8 protein-coding genes and 1 pseudogene are annotated in these 13138 nt (G+C 70.5%); 5 read left to right on the forward strand and 4 right to left on the reverse strand.

What is annotated here, in order from left to right; all coding sequences use genetic code 11:
* Nucleotides 1-86: 86 nt before the first annotated feature.
* The 3 genes and pseudogenes from ACWCPF_RS16025 to ACWCPF_RS16035 all read right to left on the reverse strand — a co-directional run.
* Nucleotides 87-767: pseudogene (locus ACWCPF_RS16025) on the reverse strand (sigma-70 family RNA polymerase sigma factor); the annotation flags it as partial.
* Between the two features lie 165 nt (nucleotides 768-932).
* Entirely contained in the window at nucleotides 933-1379 is a 447-nt protein-coding gene (locus ACWCPF_RS16030; protein ID WP_451045625.1) for an SsgA family sporulation/cell division regulator, read from the reverse strand.
* 217 nt (nucleotides 1380-1596) lie between these two features.
* Entirely contained in the window at nucleotides 1597-4656 is a 3060-nt protein-coding gene (locus ACWCPF_RS16035) for an FG-GAP-like repeat-containing protein (protein ID WP_451045626.1), read from the reverse strand.
* A gap of 611 nt (nucleotides 4657-5267) precedes the next feature.
* Between ACWCPF_RS16035 and ACWCPF_RS16040 the strand changes: the two genes are divergently transcribed.
* From ACWCPF_RS16040 to ACWCPF_RS16055, 4 genes are all read left to right on the forward strand, one after another.
* Nucleotides 5268-6563: a glycosyltransferase family 2 protein gene (locus ACWCPF_RS16040; protein ID WP_451045627.1), complete on the forward strand. Its 1296-nt coding sequence runs from the start codon at nucleotides 5268-5270 to the stop codon at nucleotides 6561-6563.
* Nucleotides 6560-8527 (forward strand): right-handed parallel beta-helix repeat-containing protein, encoded by a 1968-nt coding sequence (locus ACWCPF_RS16045; protein ID WP_451045628.1) that lies wholly within the window; start codon nucleotides 6560-6562, stop codon nucleotides 8525-8527. Before ACWCPF_RS16040 ends, ACWCPF_RS16045 begins: the two co-directional genes overlap by 4 nt.
* A gap of 63 nt (nucleotides 8528-8590) precedes the next feature.
* Entirely contained in the window at nucleotides 8591-9790 is a 1200-nt protein-coding gene (locus ACWCPF_RS16050; RefSeq protein ID WP_451045629.1) for a right-handed parallel beta-helix repeat-containing protein, read from the forward strand.
* A gap of 124 nt (nucleotides 9791-9914) precedes the next feature.
* Nucleotides 9915-11285, forward strand: coding sequence for a UDP-glucose dehydrogenase family protein (locus ACWCPF_RS16055; protein ID WP_451045630.1), 1371 nt, complete (start codon nucleotides 9915-9917; stop codon nucleotides 11283-11285).
* A 16-nt stretch (nucleotides 11286-11301) separates the two neighbouring features.
* On the opposite strand, the gene ACWCPF_RS16060 is transcribed toward ACWCPF_RS16055, so the two are convergent.
* Nucleotides 11302-11730, reverse strand: coding sequence for a PaaI family thioesterase (locus ACWCPF_RS16060; protein ID WP_451045631.1), 429 nt, complete (start codon nucleotides 11728-11730; stop codon nucleotides 11302-11304).
* 455 nt (nucleotides 11731-12185) lie between these two features.
* On the opposite strand from ACWCPF_RS16060, the gene ACWCPF_RS16065 reads away from it, so the two are divergent.
* Nucleotides 12186-13079 carry an MHYT domain-containing protein gene (locus ACWCPF_RS16065; RefSeq protein ID WP_451045632.1) on the forward strand — a complete coding sequence of 298 codons (894 nt, stop codon included), beginning with the start codon at nucleotides 12186-12188 and terminating at the stop codon, nucleotides 13077-13079.
* Nucleotides 13080-13138 lie beyond the last annotated feature (59 nt).

Consider the following 13138-nt stretch of genomic DNA (forward strand, 5'->3'; position numbering starts at 1 on the left):
ACGCCGTCACGGTCGCGCGCCGTCCGGGGCTGGGCCTGAGGCGGTGTGAGAACGGCAGGTCGACGGGCCTGGCCCCCCGGTCACGGCCCAGCGACGGGTACGCGGGCACGGCCCGGCATGTCGTCGACGTCGGAGAGCGGCGCGGCACCGGGGACGAGCAGGGCTTCCAGCGCCGCGACATCACCATGCTGAGCCGCCGAGACGAAGGCGCTGAAGAGACGCCGGTGCTCGGCCGCGTCCACCTCCTCCCGCGGCTCGTTCAGCAGATGCCGGCGGGACCGACTCACGATCTTCCGCGCGTTGACCTGACTCAGGTCGAGGATCTCGGCGATCGCGGCGTAGGAGTAGTCGAACGCCTCACGCAGGACGTACGCGGCGCGCTCGACGGGGCTGAGTCTCTCCAGCACCAGCAGCAGAGCCAGCTCCACGGCCTCCCCGCGCTGCGCTCCCGCCTCCGGGTCGGCGCTGGTGTCGATGGGCTCCGGAAGCCACGGTCCGACATAGGTCTCCCGGCGCATGCGCGCCGACTGAGCGACGTTGATGGCCAGGTGGGTCGTGATCTTCGACAGGAAGGCCGCCGGGTTGGTCACCACGGAGCGGTCGGTTGTCTGCCACCGTAGCCACACCTCCTGGACCAAATCCTCGGCCTCGGTCACGCTGCCGAGCATGCGATAGGCGATCCCGAAGAGCCGCCTTCGCTGCTCCACGAAGACGGAAACAGCCGTGTCGAGGGAGTCGCCGGACGGGGCGGACGATTCGAGGGACATGATCCTTTGGTCTCCGTTGCTCTGCTGCGGTGGATTCATCGGGGGAGAGAGCGCGCAAGTCAGGGCAATCCGATCCGTACGATGACAAATCGAGACAGGCCTAGCCTGTGTTCGTGCCCGCGGGCCCTATCGGTGGTGACTGTCGGTGGTGACTGTCGGTGGTCCCTATCGGCGGGGCCTGCCGGAGCCGCTCATGAGTCGGTGGACGGTTCCGTCCATGTCCAGGTGGCATTCCTCGGTGCCTACGGGCACCAGTTCGAGCGTCTGCCGCAGGAAGGTGTCGAGACCTTGCGCCGGGGCTGTCACGGTCACCGCCTCGCGTCGCGAGTACGGGGCGAGGGCGATGTGCACCTCGCCCGCGCCTGAACGGTCCGACGGCCAGACCTGGACGTCGCCCGCACCGGTGAGCCTGTGCTGTCCGGCCAGGAGGAGATCCCGGCCGACCACCCACCGGACGGTGTCGTCCGTGCACAGGTGAAACGTCATGGACACCGCATACGGGTCGGCGATGTCGTAGCGCAGATCGAGCGTCATGGGCAGGACCACGTCCTCGGCGAGGACCATGCGCACCGGCATCCGGCACGCGGTCACACTGCGGCTGTCGTTTCTCACCCTTTGATTCTGTGTGGTCGCCCAGGGCCGCAGCATCAGTCAAATGACCCCGGCTACGCCGCGCTCGGTCAGCGGTTCGGCAGTAGGCAGACTGGCCGGGACGGCTTATGACTGCGGGACGCTAAGTAGGGCGGCGTCGCGCTGGGGAACGTCGCCCGGCGATTCACCGATCACCGATCAGAGATCGCCGATCACCGAACAATGATCACCGCAGTCGTCAGAAGATGCCTGTGTAGGTTCCCCAGCCCGTGGCGATCTTCACGCGGGCGCCGAACGATCCCTTGCCGTCGCCGGAGTAGCGCCAGACGGCGCCGGAGGTGTCGCGGGCGATGATGTCGGCCTTGCCGTCGCCGGTGGTGTCGCCGATGCCGGCGACCACGTTGTACGACGCGCCCCAGCCGGCGGCCACCTTCACCCCGGAGCTGAAGCCGCCGACGCCGTTGCCGTCGTAGCGCCACAAGGTGTTCGCCTTGTTCTGGGCGAGGAGTTCGCCACGGCCGTCGCCGTCGAGGTCGCCGACGCCCACGATCTTCTTGAAGACCGACCAGTTCGTTCCGATGCGGATCCGTGCCGACAGCTTCCCCGCGCTCGTGCCCTTGTAGAGGAACAGCTCACCCGTCGACGCCTTGCGCGCGATCAGGTCCGCGAGGCCGTCGCCGGTGATGTCGCCGGGCGACGTCAGCACGTTGTACTGGTTCCAGCCGGTGCCGAGCGAGACGTGCGGGGTGCCGGGGGTGAAGGCCTGGCCGCGCACGGTCCGGTACACCCGCAGCTCGCCGGTGCCGAACCGGACGAGGACGTCGTTGCGGCGGTCGCCGTTCAGGTCGCCGAACGGGACGAGGGTCACCGTGGACGGCCAACCGGACGCCGAGAACGCCGCGTTGAGGCCGCCCGCGCCGTTGCCCGGCCGGTAGCCGACGACCCCGGACGGGGAGAGCGTCAAGGCGTCGCCGATGCCGTCGGGCGCCCTGGAGCCGCTGCTGGTGAAGTCGTGGCGTACGGCGGTCCCGGTGGACACGCTCACCGGGCGGGACAGCGTCAGCGGCGCGCCGGAGTCGTCGGCGGGCCGCGCGGTCAGCGTGAAGGTGTAGGCGCCGTTGGGGACCAGTGCGCCCGCCGTGTCGCGCTGGTCCCAGCGCGCGGTGAGCGTGCCGTCGACCTCGCCGCCGGAGTACGTACGGACCACCCGGCCCGTGGCCTTGCTGGTGACCGTGGCCGTCCAGGAGGCGGCGGGCTTGGACAGCAGACCGCGCCACTGCCACCACGAGGCGTCGGCGGCGACGCTCGCATCGGACTCGACGGCGCCGAGCGGCTGGGTGGCGACGCCGCTGGGCACCAGGTGGACGCGCTGGTCGGCGTCGACGTAGGCCGCGGGTCCGCCGAACTTGTCCACCGTCCACGTCACCCCGCGCAGGCCGGCCTCGCCCGCCGCGAGGTCGCCGATCTCCCGGGTGGTCGCGGCGCCGTCGGCGAAGGCGGTCAGCAGGAGCGCCCCGGCCGAGGTGTCGTGGCGTACGAGGTAGCCGTCGCCGAGCAGTGCCTCGCCGGACGGGACGGGGATGTTCTTCTTCGCCGTGAGGTCCCAGACGCCTGCCGCGGCCGCGCTGCCGCACGACCAGTAGATCCAACGGCCCACGACCTGAAGCTCTTTGGGGACGCAGGGGGCGCCGGTGCTCACCGTGGCGGTCGCCTTGCCGGTCTTGAGGTCCTTGGCGGTGACCGTGCCGGCGGTGGCGCCCGGCGTCCACAGCTGGGTTCCCCACACCGAGGCGGCCGTGACGGCCCGCGTGACGATGGGCCGCAGGTCGGTGTACACGCCGAGGTCGCCCACGTACTGCCGGGCGGGGGAGGAGCCGTTGACGACCGCGTAGCGGCCGGTGACGTCCAGGACGCTGCCGGAGGCGGAGGGGAAGCGGAAGAAGCCCGCTGTGTCGGAGCGGTCGATGGATCCCACGGACGACTCGCCGTCGGGGCCGGCATTGGGGAGGAATTCCACCGCGCGGCCGTCGCCGGTGGCGTACGGGCCGGTCTGCTCGTGCTGCCAGGTCCGCCAGACCGGTGTGCCCGGTGTGCCGTCGGCGGAGACCGGGCGGGTGTAGTAGGCGCGGAAGAAGCTGCCGTCGGCCTCGTCGGTGGCCAGCGTGCCGTTCGCCAGGGAGAGGCGGTTGATCCTGGCGGCGACCGGCGGCACGGCGGTGACCTCCGTCAGCGTCGGCAGGCCCGCGCCCGTGTCGGCGACCTTGCGCACCGCCCAGTGCCCGGAGTCCGCGCCGCCGACGACGAGCAGGCCGCCGTCCGGGGTCGGCGTGACCGAGGTGTTCGCGTGCCGGAGCAGGGTGACCGCGTCGCCGCCCGCGAGCGGGACGGCCGTCAGCGGCTCGCCGGACTTGTCGGCCATGTTGCCGGGTGACGACGGCACGGAACGGGCGACCACCAGCCAGCGGCCGGCGATGCCGAACTGCGGCGCGCCCTCGGTGCCGGGCAGGGGCACGGTCGTCTCGGCGGCGGACAGGTCGGCACGGTCCAGGACGTGCGCCCTGGCGCCGGCGCCGAACCCGTACCAGACCAGCCGGTCGGGGCTCAGGGCGACCGCGGTCGGCGCGACGGCCACTTGCACGTCGGCGGTGACCTTCGCCGCGGCCAGGTCGACCAGCGCCAGGTGCCGCGCGCCGTCGAGGGCGTAGCTGATGACGGCGGTGGAGCTGTCGCCGCCCACCACGGTGAAGTTGGCGGTGGTGATGCCGGTCGGCCAGCCGTCGACGAGGGTGCCGTCGGCCGGTGCGTCGCCGCCGTACAGCCACAGCACACGGTTGCCGGCCGCGTCCCGCGCCTGGGTCAGCACATGGGCGCCGTAGGTGGCCCAGTACGAGCCGTGGGTGATGTCGACGTCCGTGGTGGTGCCGGCGGACAGGTCCCTGAGGACGACCTTCCCGGTGCGCGAGACCACGTCGGCCACGATGTCGGACGACGATCCGAGGGAGCCGGGGATCGCCTCCCGTGACAGGGCGCCCAGTTCGGTCGTCGCACCGGTGGCGTACGACGTCCACAGGTAGCCGGAACGGCCTTCCTGGGCGTGCAGATAACCGCTCGGGCCGGCCGAGTGGGTGAGGTCCCGGCGCGGGACGTAGCGGTCCGACTGGAAGACCTTCTCCGCCGCGAGCGGGGCGCCGGTGTTTCCGTCCGCTGCGGCCGGGGCGGCGAGCGGGAGGGGGCCGGTGGCCACGGCGAGGACCGCGAGCGCGGCGACGACGCCACGGGCGGGGGTACTGCGGACCACACGGCCTCCAGAGTGAAGAGAGGGCATCAGGATCGGTCAAATCGCATCAGCCGCGCGCTGCCCTCGGCACAGAACGTACACAGCAATTGCCGGAATCGGAGCCTGAATTGTCATGGCAAACCACGGTCGCGCGGGCGCCCTCGGATTGCGGACGTTCGCTGCCCCGAGGTGATTCGCATGGCGGCCCAGGAGCTCTACGCGAGATGGCGGTCTGGTGAGCAGCGTGTGACATGTGTTCACCAGCCCGGATTCAGCGGATGTGACGTGTGTCACAGTTACTTTGCTTCCGTGAAGGCTGCCGGGCTCGACTGTCGGGGCCGGCGGGGGAGGGGGCCGGGTCGACCCGAAGTTTGGCCAAATCCCGTACGGCGAATCGCATATGACGATCAATCAGATCACTCTGCGATGGCTTGATGTGCGCGGTGCGGCGGCGCGTTGTTCGCTGAACAGGCGCTCGACTTGTGAACGTTTTGTGGGTGTGTCAGGTGAATTTTGTGTTGCCCATGTGCCGAGAGGGACCGTTTCGGCCCTAGATTTCGCCGTGTAGACCGCGAACATCGCACATTTCGCCCACATCTTTGGGCAACGCTCCGGCTGGGGGGTCTGGGTTCGTGTCGAGCTTCTTCGACGATTTCTGGTCATGGATAGTCACGGCGACCGCCGAGACGTCATGGCGCGAGGTGATGCCGCTGGGCCTCGCCGGCGTCTTCGTCTGGGGGCTGTGGCTCTATCGGGCGGTGCTCTCCCGGTTCGCCAAGCCCGTGGTGAACAACTACCGGACCACCGTGTCGGTGGTGGTCCCGGCGTACCGCGAGGACGCGGACATCCTGGTGGACTGCCTGGACACCTGGCTGGCACAGGACCCCACCGAGGTCATCATCGTCCCGGACGTGGAGGACAAGGAGGTCCTGCGCCGGCTGGCGCAGGTGCAGGATCCCCGGGTCCGGGTGCTGGCGTTCGAGCATCGCGGCAAGCGGTCGGCGCTGGGGGTGGGCATCCGCGCCGCGACGAGCGAACTCGTGGTGCTGGTGGACTCGGACACCCGCTGGGAGCCGGGCCTGCTGGCCGCCGTCCAGATGCCGTTCGTCGACCCCGCGGTCGGCGGCGTCGGCACCCAGCAGAACGTCTACCAGCGCCGGACCAGCGTCTGGCGGCGCGTCGCCGACTGGCTGGTCAACCTTCGCTACTACGACTACGTCCCGGCCATGGGCCGAGCGGGCGCGGTGGCCTGTCTGTCCGGCCGTACGGCCGCCTATCGGCGGGCCGCGATCGAGCCCGTGCTGGAGAACCTGGAGAACGAGTTCTTCCTGGGCCGACGCTGTGTCGCCGGCGACGACGGACGGCTGACCTGGCTGGTGCTGGCCTCCGGTTACAAGACCGTGCACCAGTCCTCCGCGCGGGCGATGTCGATGTTCCCGTCCTCGTTCCGCGCCTTCGTCAAGCAGCGGGTGCGCTGGAGCCGGAACTCCTACCGCTGCTATCTGACCGCTCTGTACAAGGGCTGGCTCTGGCGGGTCCCGCTGGTCACCAAGATCACCGTGCTGCAGATCCTGCTGACGCCGATCACGATGGGCATGGCGCTCGGCTATCTGCTCTTCAGCCGCCTGGAACTGACCGGCCGCGGGGTGGTCCTGGTGCTGATCTGGCTGCTCGTGGGACGCGGCATCCGCGGCTACTCCCATCTGCGCAGACATCCGCAGGAGGTGTTGTTGCTGCCGGTGCTGGCCCTCGTCGTCATCATGATCTCGCTGCCGATCAAGCTGTTCGCCTTCGTCACCATGAACAAGCAGGGCTGGCTGACCCGCACCAGCGACAGCGTCGGTGGCGAGGGACAGAACTCGGCGTCGCTCGCCGGCTCGACGCGGACCGCCACGGCTGCCTCGTGGCCGGAGGTGCAGCAGTCATGACACGTCATCACCGCCATGACCGTCACTATCGTCACTACCGTCACCGGCTGCTGGCCGGCCTGCGGGGAGCGGTCGTGCTGGCCGTCGCCGCCGGTGCGCTCTTCGCCTCCGCGGCCGTCGCCCCCGCCGCCGACGGGGACGACGAGCAGCAGGTCAACGCCACGGATGCGGAGAACGAGACCGCGCTCGTGGCCGCGGAGGACCACCGGCTGGACCAGGTCCGCGCCGTCGCCGCCGTCGCCCCCCTCAAGGGTGGTCAGTGGAAGGCCCCGTACCGACTGGACACCGGCAGCGGCTACACGCTGGTCCTGACCCAGCGCAGCAACGCCTACACCGTCTCGGACCTGCTCGAACTGGCCCCGCAGACGTTCGTCCGCGAGCGGGACGGCTCCTACCTGCTGACCGAGAACCTCTATCTCAACGCCGGGGCCAAGCTGAAGCTGTCCAACCCCGGCGGGCTGACCCTGCGGATGGCCAGCAGCAACAAGGGTTTCGTGAGCATCGTGTCCTTCGGCGGCCGGCTCACCCTGGAGGGCACCCCGCAGGCGCACATGCGGATCACCGCCTGGGACGACAAGAAGAACCAGCCGGACACGGACGTGCGGGACGGCCGGGCCTACATCCGGGCCATCGGCGGCCAGTTCTCCATGAACTACACCGACGTCAGCGACCTCGGCTTCTGGAGCGGCCGCACCGGCGGCCTGAGCCTGACCGGCACCGACCGGCCCGACACCGGCAACATCAAGGACTCGCCGGCGTCCTCGGACTCGGACTCCGACGCGGGCAGCGGTGGCGTGGTGGCCCAGCCCTCCGGATCGCTGGCCACGCCGGACACCCGGTTCTCGGTGCCCAGCCTGTCGTACGTCTCGGCGGAGATCGGCCACTCCACCCTCACCGGTAACGCGTACGGCATGTTCATCTCCGGCGCCAACGGGGTCAGCATCAGCGACAGCACGGTGCAGAAGAGCCTGGAACACGGTGTGGTCCTGCACCGGTTCGTCACCAACGCGGTGGTCGAGCGGACCGTCTCCAAGGACAACGGCGGCGACGGGTTCGTGCTGGCCCGGGCCACCGAGCAGGTCCGGATCAGCGGCTCCACGGCCTCGGGCAACGGCGGCAACGGCTTCACGCTCAGCGGTCGGCCGCTCGCGAGCGGGCCGTCGGCCTCGGGCGAGTCCATCAGCAGCTACGGCTCCAACTCCGTGTCCGACAGCACCGCCAAGGACAACGGCCACTACGGCATCGAGATCTTCGGCGGCAAGGACGTCGGCGTGCAGAACAACCGGGTCGAGGGCGGCGACATGGGCATCGTGGCCCGCAAGGACGCCACCAAGGTGGCCATCACCGGAAACCACCTCAGCGGCCAGTCCAGACAGGGCATCTCGGTGCGCGACGGCGTGACCGCCGCGACGATCACCGGCAACATCGTCGAGAGCACCGACACCGGCATCTACGTCCGGGACTCGGTCGGTGAGATCCGCGGCAACACCGTCCAGGACGGCACCAACCACGGGATCAGCCTCGTCGGGGCCGTCGACAAGTCCCTCGTCTCGTACAACGTCATCTCGGGGGTGGGCCCGAGCGCGGTGGACACCACGCGCGCCCACGGCAGCATCACCGTCAAGCAGAACCAGACGTTCGCCTGGCACGACACCAGTTCCTTCTGGATCAAGTTCCGGCACTACGCCAGTCCCATGACGCTGCTCTGGACGGGCATGCTGCTGCTCATCCTGTTCTCCGCGGTGCTGGGCCGGCGCCAGAGCCGCCGTGGACGCCGTCACGCCGGACGGGGAATCCTGGGCGCCCACCCCTACGACGACAAGCGGCCGCTGGCCGGCGCCGTCCGGGAGGTCCCCGTCCGCCAGGCGTCTCAGCCCGGCTGGTTCACGAAGGACGACGAGGAGACCACCACGCTGCGCGCCCTGACTCCGCAGTCCGTCCAGGCCGGCAACCCGCCCCGCTGACCGCCGGCCCCCCACCCCATGCCGATGCCGACTCCCCGACCGGACGGACCGGAGCTACCGCCCATGTCATCCACGCCGACCACACCGTCGACCCCGCCGCCCGCCCCGGAGGGCGGCCACTCCCGGCAGCCGGCCGTCTGGCTGGCCGCGGGCGCGTTCCTGCTCGCCCTGGCCGCGCTCGTCGTCACGGTGGCGAGCGGCGGCGGGACGGACCCGAAGGTGACGGCCGGGGCGACCAGCGCCGGTCCCCGGTCCGCGGCCACCGAACCGCCCTCGACCGAAGCCCCCACGTCGGCCCTGCCCACCCGGTCGGGCACCCCCAAGGCCCCCACCTCGCAGGCCACCAGCGGCTCGGTGCCCGACTCCGCGGTCACCTGCCCGACCGCCTCCGTCAAGGTGAGCGACGAAGCCACCCTGGAGCAGGCGCTCTCCCAGGCCCGCCCCGGAGACAGCATCTCCCTGGCCGACGGCGCCTACGAGGGCAACTTCACCGCCGAGATCTCCGGCACGGCCGCCAAGCCGATCTTCCTGTGCGGGGGTGCCGCGGCGGTCATCGACGGCGGCGGCACCGACGACGGCTACGCCTTCCACCTCAACCACGTCAGCAACTGGCGGCTGGTCGGCTTCACCGTCCGCAACGCGCAGAAGGGCGTGATGGCGGACGGCGTGGTGGGCACCGTCGTCCAGGGCCTGACCGTCGAACAGATCGGCGACGAGGCCATCCACCTGCGCGACTTCAGCTCGGACAACATGATCCGGGGCAACACGGTCCGCACCACCGGACTGCGCCGCGAGAAGTACGGCGAGGGCATCTACATCGGCACCGCCAAGTCCAACTGGTGCACCGTGAGCGACTGCAAGACGGACACCAGCGACCGCAACGTCGTACTCGGCAACCACATCAGCGACACCACCGCCGAGTCCATCGACATCAAGGAGGGCACCAGCGACGGCAAGGTCCTCGACAACACCTTCGACGGAGCGAAGCTGAGCAGCTCCCACAACAACGACTCCTGGGTCGATGTGAAGGGCAACGGCTGGCTGCTCCAGGGCAACACGGGGAGCCACTCGCCCGCGGACGGCTTCCAGACCCACCAGATCGTCAATGGCTGGGGCACCGGCAACATCTTCCGGGGCAACACGGCCAACGTGGACGGCCCCGGCTACGGCTTCCACCTCACGTCCGACGGCAACAAAGTCACCTGCGACAACAAGGCGAACGACGCGGCCGAGGGCCTGGCCAACGTCGACTGCACCTCCTGACCACCGCCTTCGCCACCCTTCCCCACCCTTTCCCACCCTTTCCCACTCTTCCCCATCGGTTCCGCAGGCCACCACCGGCCCTTGCGGCGGGCCGACCTGCCCGCACACACCTCTGGAGACCACCGTGACCTCTTCGGACGACGCGCACAGAGACGACATCCACACCAGCGGGACGAGCGCGCCCCGCCTCACCGTCATAGGCACCGGCTACCTCGGCGCCACCCACGCCATCTGCATGGCCGTCCTGGGCTTCGACGTCCTCGGCGTGGACGTCGACCCGGTCAAGATCGAGCGGCTGAACTCGGGCGAGGTGCCCTTCTTCGAGCCCGGCCTGCCCGAACTGCTCGCGAAGGCCCTCGACACCGGCCGGCTGCGGTTCACCACGAGCTTCGCCGAGGCCGGCGAGTTCGGCGACGTCCACTTCGTCTGCGTGGGCACGCCCCAGCAGCAGGGTTCGCACGCGGCGGACATGCGCTACGTCGACAGCGCGGTCGGCGAACTCGCCCAGCACCTGCGCCGACGCACGCTGGTGGTCGGCAAGTCCACCGTCCCGGTGGGCACCGCCGCCCGGTTGACGGACCTCGTCCAGCGCACGGCGCCGGCCGGGACGGACGTCGAACTCGCCTGGAACCCGGAGTTCCTGCGCGAGGGCTACGCCGTGGACGACACCCTGCGCCCCGACCGCCTGGTCTTCGGCACGGAGTCGGAGTGGGCCGAGGAGCAGCTGCGCGCCGCCTTCGCCCCGGTGATCGCCCAGGGCACCCCGGTGGTCGTCACCGATCTGCCCACCGCCGAACTGGTCAAGGTCGCCGCCAACTCCTTCCTCGCCACCAAGATCTCCTACATCAACGCCATGGCGGAGGTCTGCGAGGCGACCGGCGCCGATGTCACCGGTCTCGCGACCGCGCTCGCCTACGACGACCGGATCGGCGGCCGGTTCCTCAAGCCCGGTCTCGGCTTCGGCGGCGGCTGCCTGCCCAAGGACATCAGGGCCTTCAGCCACCGCGCCGAGGAGCTCGGCGTCGGCCAGGCCGTCGCCTTCCTGCGCGAGGTCGACGCCATCAACCAGCGACGCCGGGCCCGCACGGTGGACCTGGTCCGCGAACTCGCCGGGGGCGAGCTGGCCGGCGCCCGGGTGACCGCGCTGGGCGCGGCCTTCAAGCCCAACTCCGACGACATCCGCGACGCCCCGGCGCTGGACGTCGCCCGCACCCTGCACCAGGCCGGCGCCCAGGTGACCGTCGTCGACCCCGCGGCCACCGAGAACGCCCGGCGCGCCTACCCGGATCTGACCTACGGCACGGACGTGCTCGGCGCTGCCGCCGGGGCGGACGTCGTCGTCCTGCTCACCGAGTGGTCCGAGTTCCGGCAGATCGACCCGCACGCCCTGGGCGCGGTCGTCTCCCGCCGCCGGATCGTCGACGGCCGGCACGCCCTCGACCCCGCCCAGTGGCGCGGCGCGGGCTGGGAGTACCGGGCGCTGGGCCGCCCCTGATCCCACGCCTGACCGTTCAGGAGGGGCCGGGCTGCAACACGACCTGGGTCTGGGTGGTCTGCGCGACCAGCCGGTCCCGGTCGTCGCGGAGCTCGGTCTGTACGACGATCACGGTCCGGCCGACGTGCAGCGGGCGGGCGGTCGCGCGCACGGAGCCCGAACCGACCGGGCGCATCAGGTTGGTCTTCGACTCCAGGGTCGTGGTGCCGCCCGCGCCCGGCGGCAGGTTGAGGAACGCGCACACGGCCCCCGCCGAGTCGGCGAGCGACATGAGGGCTCCGCCGTGCAGGACGTCGCCGAGGGTGCACAGTTCGGGCTTCCAGGCCAGGGTCGCGGTGACGGCGTCGGCCGCGGCCTCCTCGAAGACGATCCCCAGGCCGGCCGTGAAGGGCATGGCGGCGGCGAGATCCGCGAGGGCTGGGGTGCTGGTCCCGGAGGTCGTCACGCTGGAAGCCTTTCGAGAAGCGGGTGTTCGCGGCCTGATGCATGGCTCGGGGCCAGTCTGTAACACCGGGCTGAGGAACCACAGACGATTCTCCGACGATGTCGGCCGCCGGGGGCGGCGGTCGGCGGCGGCGGTCGGGGGTTGCGGATTTGGGGCGAACTGCGGCGGAGTATCGATTCGGTGAACGACTGTCAGCGATGTGTAGGAAGTGTGCGCTGTACATGATTAGATCGTGCACAACTCGGCCAGGTGGCCAGATCTGATCGTACGGCTCCCCGTGGCCTGCTTTCCCCGGCAGGCCTGCCGTGCGCTCGGGTCGGGCGCCGGGCCGAGCGGTTTTGCACGTGCGGCAGGGGAGAGACCGCGATCGTACTCGCCTCTGCCGCCGTGCCCGCCCGCCGTGTCCGCCCGTGTCCGCGGTGCCGCCCGCTGTCACGCACGTGAAGGGAACCCCCATGAACGCCACCGTCTCCAACTTCCACTACGGTGCCGTGACTCCCATCGCCGCCTATCTGATGGCCTGTCTCGGTGCGGCGCTCGGACTGCGCTGCACGACGAGATCACTGCGGCGCCCGCAGCGCAGGGCGCGTTGGCTGGCGTTGGGCGCCGTGTCGATCGGCTGCGGCATCTGGACCATGCACTTCATCGCCATGATCGGGTTCAGCGTCCAGGGCGCTCTGCTCAGCTACGACACGTCGAAGACCCTGCTCAGCCTCGCCGTCGCGATCGCCTTCGTGGCCGTCGGCGTCTTCCTCGTCGGCTACCGGGGCAGCTCGCCGGTGAACCTGGGCATAGCGGGCACGGTCACCGGGCTCGGCGTCGCGGCCATGCACTACCTCGGCATGGCCGCCATGCACACCAACGGCGGCCTCCACTACGACACCCTGACGGTGTCCCTGTCCGTCGTCATCGCCGTCGCGGCCGCCACGGCGGCGCTGTGGGCGGCGGTCTCCATCCACAGCCTGTGGTCGAGCCTCGGCGCGAGCCTGGTCATGGGCGTGGCGGTGACGGGTATGCACTACACGGGCATGGCAGCCGTCTCCGTCCACGTGACCGGCGGGTCCGTGTCCACGCAGTCGTCCACCGACCTGCTGTCGTTCCTCCTGTCCATGATCGTCACCCCGCTGGCCGTCCTGCTGATCGCCGCCGTGATCGTCATGTTCGACCCGGACATGATGCTGGGCGACGAAGCGGGGTCCGGAGACCAGGCCCGGCACCGCGACCGCAAGCCGGGCCGCGACCGGAACCGCGGCCGGGTGGCACCCGCCCCGTACGGCACGGGCACCGGCGCCGGTACCGAACTGCCTGCGGCACCACAGCAGCAGCCGCAGCGCTACACCTCGTGGTGACACCGAGGACGGAGAACTGAGGCCGGAAGAAGCCCGACGGGGCCCGAGATGATCTGTCT

Source organism: Streptomyces sp. NPDC001858 (assembly GCF_053594615.1).